The sequence below is a fragment of the Pseudomonas moraviensis subsp. stanleyae genome, assembly GCF_036283065.1.
Lineage (GTDB): Bacteria > Pseudomonadota > Gammaproteobacteria > Pseudomonadales > Pseudomonadaceae > Aquipseudomonas > Aquipseudomonas stanleyae.
On sequence record NZ_JAADJI010000008.1, the window covers coordinates 126,227 to 144,044 of the forward strand.

A 17,818-nucleotide genomic window follows, 5' to 3' on the forward strand; every position below is an offset into this window, starting at 1 on the left:
AAATCAACCGGGGCGGCGGGTTTGTCGTTTCAGACCTCAGGTCAAACCGTATCCACCTTCAACGAATGATCATTAAGCATGCCGCTGATGATCGTCGCTGTGTCATGCCCCCCAGCCACCATGCCGCCCGCCCCCGGTGTCACGCCGTAGTGGCTGGCGAGGTTGACGCCGGCGAGGTCGATGGTCTGGTTCGGCGTGCCGCCGGCCATGGCGCTGACGTCGATGCTGGTCATCACCGAGGCGCCGCTGCCGCTGACGGTGAAGTGCAGATAGTCGTCCAGGGACGCGGTGCTGGCGTTTTCGCCTTGCAGCAGTTGCGACAGGTCGAGTTTGTCGGTGCCGGGGGTGAAGTCGGTGATCAGGTCGTGGCCGCTGTTGCCCTTGAGCCACTGGAAGGTGTCGGCCCCTGCGCCGCCGGTCATCGTGTTGTTGCCCATGCCACCGATCAGCAAGTCATCGCCCGCGCCACCATTGAGGAAGTCGTTGCCGAGACCACCGTTGATCACGTTGTTGTTGCCATCGCCGGTGAGGCTGTCGTTGAAGTTCGAGCCGAGCAGATTTTCGATGCCGGTCAGCGTATCGGTACCGGCGCCGAGGGTGTGTTGCGCACCGAGCAGGCCGAGGTTGACGGTGACGGCGGCCGTGGCGTGGGCGTAGCTGGCGGTGTCGCTGCCAGTGCCGCCGTCGAGCAGGTCATTGCCGGCGCCGCTGTAGAGCAAATCGTTGCCGGCGCCGCCGTGCATTTCGTTGTTGCCGGAGCCGCCGCTGAGGACGTCGTTGCCGTCGCCGGCGTTGATCACGTTGTTGCCGCTGCCCGCCACCAGCACATCGTCGCCAGCGGTGCCGGTCAGGGTGTGGCCGTCCTGATAGCTGATGCTGACGTTGGCCGTGTCGCTGCCGCCGTGGTTGTCGTTGGCGGTGTAGGTGCCGTGGTAGTTCGGCGTGATGTCCTGGGCCCCGGCGTAGTTCAAGGTCATGGTCAGTTGATAGTTTTCCGGCGCATTCGGGTTGCCGTTGCCCGTAGCGTTGGCAATGTTGGTGACGTGGATCTGGTAGACGCCATCGGCTGACGCGGTCAGCGTTTGCCCGTCCGCCAGCGCGATCCAGGCGCCGCCGTTGAGCGAGTACTCCATGCCGACGCGACCGGCAGCAAGGTTGTGATCCAGATTGAGGGTTTCGCCCTGACACAGGTGGACGGTGATGCGGTCTTCATCGTTGGCGTTGCTGTTGCTCACCATGCCGAGATAACCGCTGACTACCAGCACGGCGGTCATGGTCGCGGCATTGGCGCTGAAGGCGCTGCGCACATTGGCCAGGTTCTGATTGGCGGAGTTATTGGGCTGCCCGGTGAAGCCGATCAGGCCACTGCCGGTGAAGTCCGCCGCTTTCGACACCCATCCGGTGTTGAAACTGGTTGGCGTGGCGCTGAGAGTGTCGCCGTTCGGATCGGTGTCATTGGCCAGCAACAGCTCGCCGGGCACCACGATGTTGCCGGAAAGCAGGTTGGTGATGACATGATCGTCCATCGCCACCGGCGGCGCGTTGGGGATCACTTTCACCGTAAGGGTGGAGCTGGCCAGATCGCCGTCGTTGTCGCTGACGGTGAAGCCGATGTTTTCGGTGATCACCACGGCGGTGGTTTTCTGCGAGGTGTAGCTGTATTCGCCGCTGTCGAGGTTGATTACCAGCGTGCCGCTGTTATTGGTAGCAATGCTGACGCTGTTGTTCGCCGTGTTGAAGGTGCCGTGGTTGGCGCCGCCGCTCGCGGTCAACGAACCCTGGCCGCTGAGGGCTTTGGGATCGTAGGTGTAGGTGGTGCCGTCGACCACGATGGACTTGATGAAACCGCCATCGGCGCCGAACGAACCGCCCTCGCCCAGCAGCGAACCGGTGACCGGCGCGCCCTGCACGGTGCCGGACAATACCGAGTTGAGCTGGTTGAGATCGGTGACCACCACCGCATTGGTGTTGGTGTGGCTGATACCGTCGTACGCCAGCGGATCGAGGTAGGCGTTGCTCACGCCGTTGCCCAGGCCGATCGCGTAGTTCTTGATGTTGTTGGCATCGAGGAAGTTTTTCAGCGCGGCTTCGTCAGCCGTGCCGATGTCGCCCTCGTTGGGCTTGCCGTCAGAGAAGAAGTAGCCGACGTTCTGCGCCCCGGTGAGTTTGCCCGAGGTGTTGAACGCGTTCTGCATCACCGCCACGGCGGCATCGTAGTTGGTGCCGCCGCCGGCATTCAGACCGGCAAGAAGCGTCTTGGCGGTGGCGACATCGACCCACACCGTGGTGCGGTCGGCGGCATTGCTGCTGAATGTCACCAACTGCACTTTCACATCGCCCAGATCATCGTACTTGTCGAGCAAGGCACCAATGGCCTGCTTGGCCAGTGCCAGCCGCGACAGGCCCGGAACACCGGAGGCATCGGCCATGCTGCCGGAAATGTCGAGGACGATGAGCACATTGGAATCGATCTCTACCGCCGTCACCGAACGATCGGAGGCAACGGCTTTCGGCACATCGTCGACAATGTTGACCACGAGGGTGCTGGTGGTGCTGTTGCCCAGCGCATCGGTGGCTTTGTAGGTGAACGTTTCGCTGAGGGTATTCGGCCCGTCGTTGGCGCTCGGCGCGGTTTTCGGCGCCGAGGTCAGCGTATAGGTGTAGGTGCCGTCGGCGTTGAGTTGCAGTTGCCCATAGCTGCCGGTGGCGTTGCCGACCAAGGTGTACGTGATCGCGCCGCTGCCACCACTGACCGAACCGACCAGCGTGCCGCTGGCGGTTTCGCCGGTGTTGCCCGGTTCGCTGCCGGTGACGGTGCCGGGGGTCAGATCCTGGCCATCCTTGTTCAGGTCGAGGGCTTTTTCGTAGACGGTGACGTCGGTGTCGCTGACGGCGGTCAGGCAACTGTTGTGCACGTCGATGGTGATCGTCGTGGTGCTTTCGTCGCCATCGGAATCGCGCACGGTGTAGGTGAACACATCCACCGCGCCCGGGCCGTTCACCACATTGGGATTGCTGTGATAGACCGCGTTGCCGTTGGCATCCAGAGTCAGGTAGCCGTAGGTGCCGTTGATCTGCGAATTCAAACCGCCGACGGCTGAAGTGGAGGTGTCGGCACCGGCACGCACGCCCACCACAGCGCCTGTGGCCGCCGGGCCGTCAGCACCGCCGATGTCGTTGTCCAGCACATTGCCGCTGACGGTGCCGCCCTCCGCCACCGAAGCGGCATCCGCGTGCGCGGTCGGTAGGTCATCGACGATATTGACGTTGATCTGACCGCTGGACGTGCTGCCATCGGTGTCGGTGGCGACCACGTCGAAGTTCTCGCTGAGGCTATTGGCACCGTTGGCGTTCGGATGGGCTTCGTTGTCGGCCAGGGTGTAGCTGTAACTGACCACGCCGGTGGCCGGGTCGTAACCGGTGATGGTGAAGGTGCTGCCCAGCGGCGAGACCACCGATTGCGGCAAACCGGCGGCGACGCCATTGCTGATCACCGCGATACCGCCAACCGTCAGGGTTTGCAGGCCATCGAGGGCGGTCACGGTGAAGCTCCCGCTCCGGGTCAGCGCCGAGGTGTCGGGGTTGCTGCCGTCGCCGAGGTTTTTCTCGTAGACGGTGATTTCGCCGCCCTTCACGTCGAGGCCGTCGAGGCACACCGGGTCGTCGTTGTTGTGGATGTTCAGCACCAGGTTGGCGGTGCTGGTGTCGCCGTCGGAGTCGGTGACGGTGTAGGCGAAGGTTTCCGTGCCGTTGCCGCCGCCGTGGAGGTTTTTGAAATCGGCGTCATTGGCGTCCAGCGTGTAGGTGTAAGTGCCGTTGGCGTTGAGCACCAGCGTGCCGTAAGTGCCGGTGAACGTGCCGGCGGTCACCGGGCCGCTGGCGACGCGGTCGGCGCCTTGCACATCGTTATCGAGAACGTTGCCGGTCAGGGTCAACTGGGCTTCGGTCGCGTTGGTCGCGTTGCTGTCGTTCAGCGCTTTCGGCACGTCATCGACGATGCTCACAACGATGCTGCTGGTGACGACGTTACCCAGCGAATCGGTGGCCTGATAGGTGAAGGTTTCGCTCAGGCTGTTGGCGCCGTCGTCCGCGTGCGGCGTGGTCGTTGCTGGTGACGTCAGGGTGTAGGTGTAGGTGCCATTGGCGTTGAGGACGATCTGCCCGTAGTTGCCGGTGGCGCTGCCGACCAGCGCGTAGCTGATCGCGCCCACCGCGCCAGTGACCGAACCGACCAGCGTGCCGGAGGCGGTTTCACCAGTGCTGTTCGGATCGCTGCCGACCACGCTGCCTGCCGCCAGATCCTGGCCATCCTTGGTCAGGTCGAGGGCCTTTTCGTAGACGGTGACGTCGCTGTCGCTGACCGCTTTCAGGCAACTGTTGTAGACATCGATGGTGATGGTCGTGGTGCTTTCATCACCATCGGCATCGCGCACGGTGTAGGTGAATACGTCCACCGCGCCCGGGCCGTTCACCACGTTGGGATTGCTGTGATAGACCGCGTTGCCGTTGGCATCAAGGGTCAGGTAGCCGTAGGTGCCGTTGATCTGCGAATTGAGCCCGCCGATGGCCGAGGTCGAAGTGTCGGCACCGGCGCGCACGCCAACCACTGCGCCGGTAACCGCAGGGCCATCCGCGCCGCCGATATCGTTGTTGAGCACATTGCCGCTGACGGTGCCGCCCTCCGCCACCGAAGCCGCATCTGCATGCGCGGTTGGCAAATCGTCGACGATGTTGACGTTGATCTGGCCGCTGGCGGTGCTGCCATCGGTGTCGGTGGCGACGACGTCAAAGTTCTCGGTGAGGCTGTTGGCGCCGTTGGCGGTTGGATGGGCTTCGTTGTCGGCCAGGGTGTAGCTGTAACTGACCACGCCGGTTGCCGGGTCATAACCGGTAATGGTCAAAGTGCTGCCCAGCGGGGTGATCACCGATTGCGGAAACCCTGCGGCCGCGCCGTTGGTGATGACGGCGATGCCGCCGACCGTGAGGGTCTGCAGACCATCGAGAGCGCTGACGGTGAAAGTGCCGTTCTGAGTCAGCACCGGGGTATTGGGGCTGGTGCCGTCGCTGAGGTTTTTTTCGTAGACGGTGAGTTCGCCGCCGTTGACGTCGAGGCCATTGAGCAGCACCGGATCGTCGTTGTTATGGATGTTCAATACGAGATTGGCGGTGCTGGTATCGCCGTCGGCATCAGTGATGGTGTAGGCGAAGGTTTCAGTGCCGTTGCCACCGCCGTGCAGGTTTTTGAAGTCGGCGTCGTTGGTGTTCAGGGTGTAGGTGTAGGTGCCGTCGGCGTTGAGTACCAAGGTGCCGAAAGTACCGGTGAAGGTGCCTGGCGTGACTGGGCCTGTGGGTACGCGATCAGCGCCTTGAACATCGTTTGTCAGGACGTTGCCGGTCAGGGTCGGTTGGCTTTCCGACGCGGTGCCGTTGCTGTCATCGATGGCTTTCGGCAGGTCGTCGACAATGTTGACGTCGAGGGTGCCGGTGGCCGTCGTGCCGTTGTCGTCAACGACCGTGACCGCAAATTGCTCAGGCAGATTGTTGGCGCCGTTGGCATTCGGATGGGCTTCGTTATCGGCCAGGGTGTAGCTGTAACTGACCACACCGGTTGCCGCGTTGAAACCGGTGATGGTCAGCGTGCTGCCCAGTGGTGTGGTAATCGACTGCGGAAAGCCTGCGGCGACGCCATTGGTGACCACGGCGATGCCACCGACGGTCAGCGTAGTCACGCCGTCCAGAGCGGTGATAGTGAAGGTGCCGTTGTGCGTCAGCGCGCCAGTGTCCGGCGCGCTGCCGTCGCTGAGGTTTTTCTCGTAAACCGTCAGTTCGCCGCCGGCGACGTTCAGGCCGTCGATGGTGACTGGATCGTCATTGTTGTGAATCTGCAGAACGAGGTTGGCGCTGCTGGTATCGCCGTCGGCATCGGTGATGGTGTAGGCGAAGGTCTCCGTGCCGTTGCCGCCGCCGTGCAGGTTTTTGAAATCGACGTCGCTGGTATTGAGCGTGTAGGTGTAAGTGCCGTCAGCGTTCAGAACCAAAGTGCCGTAAGTACCGGTGAAAGTACCGGGGGTAACCGGGCCGGTGGGCACACGGTCAGCGCCTTGTATGTCATTGGTCAGAACGTTGCCGGTCAGGGTCAGCAAGGTTTCCGAGGCAATGCCGTTGGCGTCGTCGAACGCTTTGGGCACATCATCAGTGATATTCACGTCCAGCGTGCCGGTGGCGCTGTCGCCGTTGCTGTCGGTGGCGATCACGGTGAACTGTTCGCTGAGGTTGTTCACACCGTCACCGGCCGCATGGGTCTCGTTGCCGGTGAGGGTGTAGCTATAGCTGACCGTGCCGGTCGCTGGGTTGTAACCGGTGATGGTCAGGGTGTTGCCGAGCTGCGTAGTGATCGATTGCGGAAAGCCGATCGGCACGCCGCCAACGATCACGTTGATGCCGCCGATGCTCAGGCTGTTCAAGCCATCCGGTGCCGAGACGGTGAAGCTGCCACTCTGGGTCAGAGCGCCCGGATTGGCCGCTGTACCCTCAGGCAGATTGGCTTCATCGAGGTTCAGCTCGCCGCCTGCCGCGTCGAGGCCGTTGAGGATGACCGGGTTGTTCACCGCTGGCGGTGGCACCACGATCGGCGCTGGGGTGTCATCGCCAGTGTCGTTGTCCGCGTCGCGGCGATAATCGGGGAATTCGGGAATGCCATTGAAACCGGCGGTTGGGAAACCGATCACCGGATCGACCCGGCCGCCGACTTCGGTCAGCAGCACGAAGCTGTGCCCGCCGCCCAGTTCACCGGGATTGCCAGTGGGCGCGTTGGGGCCGGCAGCGGTGGCTTCGGCGGTTTTGCTGGGGTCTTCACCGGCGGCGATGGCTTTCTGGATCTGCTCGACATCGGTCAGTTGCGCCTGGCTCGGGGTCTGGGCTTCGTCTACGTTCACCGAGACAGCCTGGTCGGCCAGCAATTGGCCGGTCATGGTGATGCTGCTGCCGCGCCCAAGGGTCATTTCCTGGCCGTTTTGCAGCTTCACCGCTACCGCTCCTTCCGCGCCAGTGATCAGTTGATCGCCGGCGTACAAGCGATCGCCTTCGATCAAGAGAATTTTCTCGCCATTGCCCTTCTGGGCAAATACCTGACCAATGACTTTGGTGACCGTACCGATGAGCGTTGCCATGTGAAATCCTCCGCTGCCGACCACCGTCGGCACTGGTTCGCGAAGCAGCCCATGGCTCAATCGGGTTGCCGGGGGCGACGCTCGCACCCTCGACAGTTCGTTTCGCAGGCCGCTTCTGAAGAGAATTTTCAGCGCCATCAAGCACTTGCCAACCCTGTCCAATTCATCGACCCACTAGCGCTACGTAACAGCGTTGAATCACTCGAGTGACAAAAATCTGTCGCTCATTCGCCGCTACGCGTCCCTCCCCTTCAGCAGTACTTCGCCGTGTCTCGCAAAGTGAATGGAACTTTCCTCAAGCCTTTTCGAGCTCCCTAAAGCGCATGAAACAAAGGCTTTCGAGCTGAACAATGTGCCGCTTTTTACAAACCGCATAAGTTTTTTTTGGCATAAGCCTTATGAAAATTTTTTCTTAGCTACGCTCTAGGATGTTCTTAGCTCTGTTGTTACAAGAGTGAAACGCTTACACCCTAAATTTACGTCAAATATTTGGCGACGGTAACACAACATTGAGATCCAGGGAGATGCACCCATGCGCGTTTTAACCCCCCTCTGCAGCGCGGTTTTGCTGGCCATGGCTTGCACTTCCCAAGCCCAGGCGATGAACCTCACCGAGGCGATCCAAAGCACCATCGCCACTCACCCGGAACTGGCTTCGCGCGTGGACGCTCGCCTGTCAGCCGATGAACAGGTGAAAGTGGCCAAGGGCGGATTTTATCCGTCGGTCGATCTGAACGCAGCCTATGGGCGCGGCTACAGCGACAACACCAACACCCGCGCCTTCGGTAATCACAACACCGAAATCCTCAACTACACCCAGTCCGAGCTGCGCCTGCGGCAGATGATCTTCGACGGTTTCAACACCGCCAACGAGGTCGAGCGCACCAAGGGCGTGTCCAACTCGCGCGCCTATTACGCGCAAGGCACCGCACAGGATCTGGCCCTGCGCACCATCGAGGTCTACCTCGAAGTGCTCAAGCGTCGCGAGCTGGTGACGCTGGCGAAAAACAACCTGCAGGCGCACTTGCGGGTCAACGATCAGATCGGCCTGCGCACCGAGCGCGGCATCGGCAGTACCGCCGACTCCGATCAATCGGTTGCCCGCCGTGCACTGGCGCAGAACAACCTCGACACTGCCGAAGTCGATCTCGCCGACGCCGAGTCGAATTTCTACAGCGTGGTCGGACGCATGCCCGACGAGCTGGAAACCCCGGCCTCGACTCGCGGTGAGATGCCGCCGGACCTGCGTGAAGCGCAGCAGAGCATGGTCGATAACAACCCGTACCTGAAATCGGCCCAGGCTGACGTGCAGTCCGCCGAGAGCCAGTACGAAGTGGCCAAGTCACCGTTCTACCCGCGCTTCGACGCGGAAGCGGCAGTGGGTGCGAACAACAATGTGCAGGGCGATGAAGGCCACGACAACGAATGGCGAGTAGGTGTGGTGATGAACTACAACCTGTTCCGTGGCGGCAGCGACAAGGCCCGTCTGGCCGCCAACGCACACGACATCAATCAGGCGATGGACATCCGCAACAACGCCCTGCGTCAGCTCAACGAGAATATTCGTCTAGCCTGGAACGCCATGGAAAACGCAAGGAAACAAACGCCGACCGCTCGCGAATACGCTGAAACCTCCAGACGCGTCCGCGTCGCTTATCAGGACCAGTTCGGCCTCGGCCAACGCACCTTGCTCGACCTGCTCGACAGCGAAAACGAGCTGTACAACGCCAACCGTCGCTACACCGAAATCCGCTACACCGAGGAATATTCGATGTACCGGGTGCTGGCGAACATGGGCCAGTTGCTGAGCAAACAGCGCGTGGTGCTGCCGGCTGATGCGATTGCCACCACTGAAGTGAAAAACCAGGCGCGCCTGCCCGAGTTGAAATAGATCCGTGCAGGAGCTGCCGAAGGCTGCGATCTCTGATCGTTCCCTCGCAGAGCGTGGAAACGATCAATTGTGGCGAGGGAGCTTGCTCCCGCTTGAGTGCGCAGCGCTCATTCCTTGCGCATAACTGAAGTCTGGGGCTGCTGCGCAGCCCAGCGGGAGCAAGCTCCCTCGCCACAGAGTTATCGAGTCGTCTTCAGGAGAGGCAATCACTATGACCAGCATGGAACCCGGCGCCACCGGGGTCGATCCGCGCTTGAGCTTCGATGATCCGTTACTCGACGGTCTGCTGATCCTCTGCAAACTGCACGGCGCCACGGTCAGTCGTGCCAGCCTCAGTGCCGGGTTGCCCCTGCACAAACAGCGCCTGAGCCTCGATCTGCTGCCCCGTGCAGCGGCGCGGGCCGGGTTGCAGGCGCGGTTGTTGCGTCGTGAACTGAAAGACATCTCGCCGCTAAACCTGCCGATCCTGTTGCTGCTCAACGACGGCCGCACCGCCGTGCTGCGCCGCTTTGCCGAGGACGGCAAAGCCCTGCTGCTGCCCAGTGAAGCCGATGGCGGCGAGCAATGGGTCAGTCGCGAAGAACTCAGCGAACACTACAGCGGCCAGGCCTTGTTCGCCCGCCCGCGCCACGAACTCGAAGACCTGCGCGCGCCGCTGGTGCCACGGGTGCATGCGTGGTTTCGCGACACTCTCAAACTGTCGAAATGGCTGTACAGCGATGCGATCCTCGCCAGTTTCCTGATCAACCTGCTCGGCCTGATGGTGCCGCTGTTCGTCATGCAGACCTACGATCGCGTGGTGCCGAATCAGGCGACGTCGACACTGTGGGTGCTGTCGATCGGCCTGTTGATCGGCACCGGTTTTGAGCTGGTGCTGCGCGTGGTGCGCGCGCATCTGCTCGACACTGCCGGGAAGAAAACCGATGTAATCCTCTCGGCAACTTTGTTCGAGCGCATCACCGGCATGTCGATGAAAGCGCGGCCGGCGACCATCGGCGGATTCGCCCAGAGCATTCACGACTTCCAGGGCCTGCGTGAATTCCTCACCGCCGTGACCCTGACCAGCCTGATCGACTTGCCCTTCGTGGTGTTGATGCTGGTAGTGATCGGCCTGCTCGGCGGCTGGCTGGTGGTGATTCCGCTGCTGGCGTTTCCGATCACCATCATTTTCGCCATGGCGATTCAGGTGCGCCTGCGCGACACCGTGCAGAAAAGCCTGAGCCTCGGCGCCGAGCGTCAGGCGCTGCTGATCGAAACCCTCGGCGGCCTGGAAACGCTCAAGGCCTGCGGCGCGGAAAGCGAGCGCCAACACAAATGGGAAAGCACCCACGGCGCCCTCACCCGCCTCGACAGCCATGCGCGCAACCTGTCCGCGCTGGCCACCAACGGCACCCTGTTCATCCAGCAGTTTTCCGGGATGGCAACGATTGTCGCCGGGGTCTACAGCATCATCGCCGGCAACCTCAGTGTCGGCGCGCTGGTCGCCACTTATATGCTCGGCAGTCGTGTGCTTGCCCCGCTCGGCCAGATCGCCGGGTTGATCACCCGCTACCAGCAAGCGCAACTGACCATGAAAAGCACCGACGCGCTGATGGCCCTGCCGCAGGAACGTGACGGTAAACAACGGCCGCTGGAACGCACGCAGCTGCAAGGTGCGCTGGATGTCAGCGGCGTGACTTTTCATTACAACGGCCAGAATGCGCCAGCGCTGAGCGAGGTCAGCTTCAGCCTGAAACCCGGCGAGCGGGTCGGCATCATCGGCCGCAGCGGTTCGGGGAAAAGCACCTTGGCGCGGCTGGTCATGGGTTTCTATGAAGCGGAGGAAGGCCAGTTGCTGCTCGACGGCCTCGACCTGCGCCAGTTGGACGTGGCTGACCTGCGCCAGCAGATCGGTTATGTCGCCCACGACCTGCCGCTGCTGGCTGGCAGCCTGCGGGACAACCTGACCCTGGGCGCGCGCTACATCAGCGACTCACGCATGCTCGAAGTCGCCGAACTGACCGGCGTCACCGAGCTGGCCCGACAGCACCCGCAAGGCTTCGACCGTCCGGTGGGCGAGCGCGGGCAACTGCTGTCCGGCGGCCAGCGCCAGGCGGTGTTGCTGGCGCGGGCGTTACTGCTCGATCCGCCGATCATGCTGCTCGACGAGCCCACCAGTGCCATGGACAACAGCAGCGAAGATGCGCTGCGGCAGAAACTGCATGGCTGGGTGCAAGGCAAAACCCTGCTGCTGGTCACCCATCGCACCTCAATGCTGAGCCTGGTGGACCGGTTGCTGGTGCTGGACAACGGCCGGGTCGTCGCAGACGGCCCGAAAGAAGCGGTCATCGATGCACTGCGCAAGGGCCGTGTCGGCTCGGCGGCGGTCTAGGAGTTACGCCATGCCTGCTTCCTCCGATAGCAACAAGCGCGGCTACTTCGACAGCTTCGGCAAAAGCGCCGAAGCCGAGTTCATGCCGGAAACCGCCGGCGCGGCGTTGCAGGATTCGCCGCGCAAATCGCGGATCACCGTATGGCTGGCGGCAGCGCTGCTGATCGCCGCCCTGGTCTGGGCCAAATTTGCCGTGCTCGAAGAAGTGACCATGGGCGAAGGCAAGGCGATTCCGTCGAGCAAGGTCCAGGTGATCCAGAACCTCGAGGGCGGCATCGTCACCGAGATTTTCGTTCGCGAAGGTCAGATGGTCGGCAAGGGCGACACCCTGTTGCGCCTGGATGACACGCGCTTTCGCTCGAACAAGGGCGAAAGCGAAGCCGACCGTTACGCCCTGACGGCGCAGGTCGAACGCTTGTCAGCAGAGGCCGAGGGACGCCCCTTCAAGCTTTCTGCCGAAGTAATCGCCAAGGCACCGCAAGTCGCCGAGGACGAGCGCTCGCTGTACGAGCAACGTCAACGGCGCTTGGCCAGCGAACAGCGGACCCTCAGCGAACAGCTGCGGCAGAAAACCCAGGAGCTGGCCGAATTTCGCTCCAAGCAGGGCCAGTTCAGCTCGAGCCTGGCGCTGCTGCAACAAGAGATGAACATGTCCGAACCGCTGGTGAAAACCGGCGCGGTGTCACCGGTGGAAATCCTCCGGCTCAGACGCAGCGCGGTGGAGATCCGTGGTTCGCTGAACGCTACCACGCTGGCGATTCCCCGCGCCGAATCAGCCATCGCCGAGATCCGCAGCAAGATCGACGAATCCGAGCAAACCTTCCGTTCTGAAGCGGCGAAAGAGCTGAATGAGAAACGCACCGACCTGTCAAAAATCACCGCCTCGAGCATCGCCATCGACGACCGCGTCAGCCGTACTACAGTGACCTCGCCGGTACGCGGGGTGATCAAGCAGATGAAGGTCAACACCATCGGCGGCGTGGTTCAGCCGGGCAGCGACATGGTCGAAATCGTGCCGCTGGAAGACAACCTGCTGATCGAAGCCAAGGTCCGTCCGCAGGACGTCGCGTTCCTGCATCCGGGCCAGAAAGCCATGGTCAAGTTCAGTGCCTACGACTACACGATTTACGGCGGGCTGAGCGCCAAACTCGAGCTGATCGGCGCGGATACGATTACCGACGACAAGGGCAACAGCTTCTATCTGATTCAGGTGCGCACCGACAAGAATCACCTGGGTGGCGACGTGAAACCGCTGCTGATCATCCCAGGGATGGTGGCGACGGTGGACATTATTACCGGTGAGAAAAGCGTACTGGATTACCTGCTCAAACCGGTGTTGAAAGCGCGTACCGAGGCGATGCGTGAGCGCTGAGCCGGGCTCGACTCAACCCCTGTGGCGAGGGAGCTTGCTCCCGCTAGACGGCGCAGCCGTCGTAAAACCTGTTGGCGGAGTCTGCCTGACCCAATTAGGTGAAGGATCTTGGGTCTGCTGCGCAGCCCAGCGGGAGCAAGCTCCCTCGCCACAGCCCCCCTATTGCGCCCCATGGTTCTTCTGATAAATCTCCTCCCCCATCGCCGCAATCTGCCCTTCGATCAATGCCTCAAACGGCTTGAGTAACGGCGCAAACCTCGTCGGCGCTTCGAGGGTTTCGAGCGCTTGCACGATCGCCTCGATAGTCGATAACGCCCCAGGCCCCGGAGCCTTGCGCAAGCGATAGCGCGACACACCGCCCTCGGCCAGGGTCACTCGTGGCAGCGCCGCCAGCAGCGGATTGAGGTGCAGCATTTTGCGCGCTTTGCGCCAGGTGCCGTCGGGCACGACCAGCAACAACGACTCATCGGATTCACCGTAAGCCTGCAATGGCTGCGCATCCTCAGCCGGAAACAGCAACCGCGCCCGATAACCCGGCCGGTTCAACAGTGCCGGCAAATCATCGAATACCTCGCCGACAATCAGCTCGGCATTGCTCAGCCCCAGCGCCGCCAGTCGCGCAGTATTGAGCGCGTGATTGACCTCGCTCGGATGCTGCAGCAGCAACACCCGGGTGCGGCTGTCGAGGTGCGGAATCAATGGGCACAGACAATGGGTTTGTGGGCGCAGGCAGCGCGGGCATTGGGGTCGGGACATTTTTTTCTCACGCCTGATTGAGCTGTGCTTTAAGCAAATCGCGAAAGGTCTGGATCAGCGGCTCACGACTGCGGCCCCTGCGCATGATCATCGAAAACGGCGCCTGATAACCGAAGGTCGCCGGCAGCAGAACACGCAAATCACCCTTGTCGGCCCAGGCCTGCGCGTAGTGTTCCGGCAGATAACCGATGTAAGCGCCGGACAGCACCAGAATCAGCTGCGCTTCCATGCTTTCCACGGTCGCGGCGCTGTGTTTGAAACCGTGCCGGGCCAGTTCCGCCTGACTCCAGTAACCGCGCCCGACCATCCGTTGCTGGGTGATGACCTGCTCGGGAATCCGCCGTTCGTTGAACAACGGGTGGCGACTGCTGCAATACAGCCAGTGCTGCTCGCGATACAGCGGCATGTAGACCAGACCACTCATGCGCGTGGAAAACGCACCGATGGCCAGGTCGAGGCGGTTGTCCTGCACGCCGAGTTGCAACTCATATGGGCTCATCACCGACAGGTGCAGATGCACCGCCGGGTGTTCCTGACTGTAGGCGCCAATGGCTTCGGCAAACGGCAGGGCTTTGTCGCTGACCGTGGAATCGATCACCCCGAGATTGAGCGTGCCGCGCAATTCGCCCTTGAGCGCGGCAGCGTATTGCTCGAAGCCTTCAAGCTCGGCGAGCAGGCGCAGGGTTTCCTGATGAAACAGCTCGCCTTTGCTGGTCAGGCTGAACCCGCCCCGCCCACGATGGCAGAGCACCAGACCGAGCGCGGCTTCGAGCTGGCTCATGTAAGTGCTGATCGCCGAGGTCGACAGGTTGAGTTCCTGCTGCGCATTGGCAAAACCCTGATGGCGCACGACGCTGACGAAGATGCGCAGGAGTTTCAGGTCGGGTAAAGCGTTGGCCATCAAAGACTCCACAGAAAGATCTGGAACACCACATCCCTTGTGGCGAGGGAGCTTGCTCCCGCTCGGCTGCGAAGCAGTCGCAAACCCGGTGAATACAGTTCATCTGATGTACCGAGTCGAATGGTTTCGGGCCGGCTTCGCCGTCCAGCGGGAGCAAGCTCCCTCGCCACAGGTTCATCTATACATGGCCAACGAGTCTATCCCGCACCCCAGCATTAGTTTAGAAAAATCTGAACTAAGTTTTTGCCCGTAGCGATTCTTCCGCGTCACTACATTTCGCATCATCGGCCCCACAGCGGCGTCCGAACCTGTGCTCCACGGCGCGCCGGCATAAATAAAACAAAGACGATGAGGCCCTACCCGTGGACAAGATTCTTCACCAACCACTGGGCGGCAACGAAATGCCGCGCTTCGGCGGCATCGCCACCATGCTCCGACTTCCCCATGTACCGACCGCTGCCGGGCTGGATGCTGCCTTCGTTGGCGTGCCGCTGGACATCGGCACTTCGCTGCGCCCCGGCACCCGCTTCGGGCCGCGCGACATCCGCACCGAATCGGTGATGATCCGCCCGTACAACATGGCTACCGGTGCCGCGCCGTTCGACTCGCTGTCGGTTGCCGATATCGGTGACGTGGCGATCAACACCTTCAACCTTCTCGACGCCGTGCGCATCATCGAAGAAGCCTATGACAACATCCTCGAGCACAACGTCATCCCGATGACACTGGGTGGCGACCACACCATCACCCTGCCGATCCTGCGCGCGATTCATAAAAAGCACGGCAAGGTTGGCCTGGTGCACATCGATGCCCACGCTGACGTCAACGATCACATGTTCGGCGAGAAGATCGCCCACGGCACCACGTTCCGTCGCGCTGTCGAGGAAGGTCTGCTCGATTGCGATCGCGTGGTGCAGATCGGTTTGCGCGCCCAGGGTTACACCGCCGACGACTTCAACTGGAGCCGCGATCAGGGCTTTCGCGTGGTGCAGGCCGAAGAGTGCTGGCACAAATCGCTGGCGCCGCTGATGGCCGAAGTGCGCGAGAAAGTCGGTGGCGGCCCTGTCTATTTGAGTTTCGACATCGACGGCATCGACCCGGCCTGGGCGCCCGGCACCGGCACCCCGGAAATCGGCGGGCTGACGACCATTCAGGCAATTGAAATCGTCCGTGGCTGCCAGGGCCTCGACCTGATCGGTTGCGATCTGGTAGAAGTCTCGCCCGCTTACGACACCACCGGCAACACCTCGCTGCTGGCCGCCAACCTGCTGTACGAAATGCTCTGCGTACTGCCTGGCGTGGTTCATCGCTGAGGGGCCGGTCATGCACGCACGTGATCAGGTTTTGCAAGCGGCCGCCGAGTTGGTCGCCGCGTTTGCGCGTAACGATCGCGAAGCTTACTTCGGAGCGTTCAGCGCCGATGCCAGCTTCGTCTTCTACACCCTCGATCAGCCACTGCTGTCGCGCGATGCCTATCAGGCGTTGTGGGATCGCTGGCGCGCCGAGGAGGGTTTCGAGGTGCTGTCGTGCACCTCGAGCAACGCCTTCGTCAGCCTGCAAGGTGACGTGGCGATTTTCATCCATGACGTGGCCACCGAGCTGCGCATGCAAGGGGAGCAACACTTCAGCCAGGAGCGCGAGACGATTGTTTTCAAGAAACAAACGTCGAGCCTAGAACAACAAGGCCTATGGCTGGCCTGTCACGAACATTTGTCCGCAATGCCGGAAGGGCTGCCACCCCCTTAGCCAATGGTGACGTTCACGCACGATGAGCGCGCCTGATGATCGGAGCAGATCATGAATAACAACAACAACGGAAAAAGCCTTAGCAGCATCGAAACAAACGGGGTCGAACAGATCCCGGATCATGAGCGCGACGCCCGACCCAGCGACTTGTTTCGCTTGATCTTCGGCGGCGCCAATACATTTGCCACCGCGGTGCTCGGCAGTTTCCCGGTATTGTTTGGCCTGTCGTTTCAGGCCGGTGTCTGGGCGATTGTCCTGGGTGTGGTGGTCGGCGCGCTGATCCTCGCACCGATGGGCCTGTTCGGCCCGCTCAACGGCACCAACAACGCCGTGTCTTCCGGTGCGCACTTCGGCGTGCACGGGCGGATTGTCGGCTCGTTCCTGTCGTTGCTGACGGCGATCGCGTTCTTCTCGTTGTCAGTGTGGAGTTCGGGTGATGCGCTGGTCGGCGGCGCCAAACGCCTCGTCGATTTGCCGGAAACCGACCTGACCCTGGGCCTGGCCTACGGCTTGTTCGCACTGCTGGTGCTGACCGTGTGCATCTACGGCTTCCGCATCATGCTGTGGGTCAACCGCATCGCGGTGTGGGCCGCGAGCCTGTTGTTCCTGCTCGGCATCTTCGCCTTCGCCCCGGCTTTTGACAGCCAGTACGCCGGCAGCGTGGCGCTGGGTCAGACGGGGTTCTGGGCGGCATTCATCGGCGCGGCGCTGGTGGCGATGAGTAATCCGATTTCTTTCGGTGCGTTCCTCGGCGACTGGTCGCGCTACATCCCGCGTACAACGCCGAAGGGCCGGATCATGCTGGCGGTGATCGCGGCGCAACTGGCAACGTTGATCCCGTTCCTGTTTGGGCTGGCCACCGCCACCATCGTGGCGATCAAGGCGCCTGACTATATCGCCGCGAACAACTACGTCGGTGGCTTGCTGGCGGTGTCGCCGAGCTGGTTCTTCCTGCCGGTGTGCCTGATTGCGGTGATCGGCGGCATGTCCACCGGCACCACGTCGCTGTATGGCACCGGCCTGGACATGTCCAGCGTGTTCCCGCGCGTCCTCTCTCGGGTCAAGGCGACTTTGCTGATCGGCGTGCTGTCGATCGCCTTCATCTTCATCGGCCGGTTTGCGGCGAACCTGGTGCAGAGCGTGTCGACCTTCGCCGTGCTGATCATCACCTGCACCACCCCTTGGATGGTGATCATGATCATCGGCCTGCTGGTGCGGCGCGGCTTCTACTGCCCGGATGACCTGCAAGTGTTCACCCGCGGCGAACAGGGCGGACGCTACTGGTTCAACCACGGCTGGAACTGGCGCGGTCTCGGCGCGTGGATTCCGAGCGCACTGGTTGGCCTGTGCTTCGTCAACCTGCCGGGGCAGTTCGTCGGCCCGCTGGGCGAACTGGCCGGCGGCATCGACATCAGCCTGCCGGTGACATTGGGCCTGGCGTCGGTGGTTTATCTGACGCTGCTCAAGCTGTTTCCGGAACCGCGCGAAGTGTTTGGGCCGGAGGATGTGCGCAGCCAAGTCGTTGAAAGACCTGAACTGCGCCAGGCCGCCTGAATAAACGCAAAACCCTGTGGGAGCGAGCCTGCTCGCGAAAGCGATCTGTCAGTCACAT

9 protein-coding genes are annotated in these 17,818 nt (G+C 61.9%); 6 read left to right on the top strand and 3 right to left on the bottom strand.

Going from position 1 to position 17,818, the window contains the following annotated elements; all coding sequences use genetic code 11:
- Window positions 1-41 precede the first annotated feature (41 nt).
- Window positions 42-7,169 carry a retention module-containing protein gene (locus GXB78_RS15895; protein WP_329516050.1) on the bottom strand — a complete coding sequence of 2,376 codons (7,128 nt, stop codon included), beginning with the start codon at window positions 7,167-7,169 and terminating at the stop codon, window positions 42-44.
- 532 nt (window positions 7,170-7,701) lie between these two features.
- Between GXB78_RS15895 and GXB78_RS15900 the strand changes: the two genes are divergently transcribed.
- From GXB78_RS15900 to GXB78_RS15910, 3 genes are all read left to right on the top strand, one after another.
- Entirely contained in the window at window positions 7,702-9,060 is a 1,359-nt protein-coding gene (locus GXB78_RS15900; protein ID WP_253500273.1) for a TolC family outer membrane protein, read from the top strand.
- Window positions 9,061-9,271: 211 nt separating this feature from the next.
- Window positions 9,272-11,431, top strand: coding sequence for a type I secretion system permease/ATPase (locus tag GXB78_RS15905; RefSeq protein WP_329516051.1), 2,160 nt, complete (start codon window positions 9,272-9,274; stop codon window positions 11,429-11,431).
- A gap of 10 nt (window positions 11,432-11,441) precedes the next feature.
- The gene (locus GXB78_RS15910) at window positions 11,442-12,803 is read left to right on the top strand and encodes an HlyD family type I secretion periplasmic adaptor subunit (RefSeq protein ID WP_039761043.1); all 1,362 of its coding nucleotides are present in this window, start codon (window positions 11,442-11,444) and stop codon (window positions 12,801-12,803) included.
- 159 nt (window positions 12,804-12,962) lie between these two features.
- Here the strand turns inward: GXB78_RS15910 and GXB78_RS15915 are convergent, their stop codons facing one another.
- Together GXB78_RS15915 and GXB78_RS15920 are read right to left on the bottom strand one after the other, a co-directional pair.
- A complete protein-coding gene (locus GXB78_RS15915; RefSeq protein ID WP_329516052.1) occupies window positions 12,963-13,559 on the bottom strand; it encodes a tRNA-uridine aminocarboxypropyltransferase in 597 nt (198 codons plus the stop codon).
- Window positions 13,560-13,566: 7 nt separating this feature from the next.
- Window positions 13,567-14,460, bottom strand: a complete 894-nt coding sequence (locus GXB78_RS15920; protein ID WP_007956593.1) for a LysR family transcriptional regulator — start codon at window positions 14,458-14,460, stop codon at window positions 13,567-13,569.
- A 362-nt stretch (window positions 14,461-14,822) separates the two neighbouring features.
- On the opposite strand from GXB78_RS15920, the gene speB reads away from it, so the two are divergent.
- From speB to GXB78_RS15935, 3 genes are read left to right on the top strand one after another with little or no spacing between them, the layout of a single operon-like run.
- A complete protein-coding gene (gene speB / locus GXB78_RS15925) occupies window positions 14,823-15,773 on the top strand; it encodes an agmatinase (protein WP_003222717.1) in 951 nt (316 codons plus the stop codon).
- A gap of 10 nt (window positions 15,774-15,783) precedes the next feature.
- On the top strand, window positions 15,784-16,206 hold the full coding sequence (locus tag GXB78_RS15930) for a YybH family protein (RefSeq protein ID WP_329516053.1): 423 nt from the start codon (window positions 15,784-15,786) through the stop codon (window positions 16,204-16,206).
- Between the two features lie 51 nt (window positions 16,207-16,257).
- Complete coding sequence (locus GXB78_RS15935) at window positions 16,258-17,760, top strand: purine-cytosine permease family protein (RefSeq protein WP_329516054.1); 1,503 nt, start codon at window positions 16,258-16,260, stop codon at window positions 17,758-17,760.
- The last annotated feature ends 58 nt before the right edge of the window (window positions 17,761-17,818 follow it).

Excerpts from the sequence above, each read along its gene's own strand:
- GXB78_RS15930 (WP_329516053.1), top strand. The coding sequence starts at position 15,784 with ATGCACGCACGTGATCAGGTTTTGCAAGCGGCCGCCGAGTTGGTCGCC.
- GXB78_RS15915 (WP_329516052.1), bottom strand. The coding sequence starts at position 13,559 with ATGTCCCGACCCCAATGCCCGCGCTGCCTGCGCCCACAAACCCATTGT.
- GXB78_RS15910 (WP_039761043.1), top strand. The coding sequence starts at position 11,442 with ATGCCTGCTTCCTCCGATAGCAACAAGCGCGGCTACTTCGACAGCTTC.
- GXB78_RS15900 (WP_253500273.1), top strand. The coding sequence starts at position 7,702 with ATGCGCGTTTTAACCCCCCTCTGCAGCGCGGTTTTGCTGGCCATGGCT.
- GXB78_RS15935 (WP_329516054.1), top strand. The coding sequence starts at position 16,258 with ATGAATAACAACAACAACGGAAAAAGCCTTAGCAGCATCGAAACAAAC.
- GXB78_RS15895 (WP_329516050.1), bottom strand. The coding sequence starts at position 7,169 with ATGGCAACGCTCATCGGTACGGTCACCAAAGTCATTGGTCAGGTATTT.
- GXB78_RS15905 (WP_329516051.1), top strand. The coding sequence starts at position 9,272 with ATGACCAGCATGGAACCCGGCGCCACCGGGGTCGATCCGCGCTTGAGC.
- GXB78_RS15920 (WP_007956593.1), bottom strand. The coding sequence starts at position 14,460 with ATGGCCAACGCTTTACCCGACCTGAAACTCCTGCGCATCTTCGTCAGC.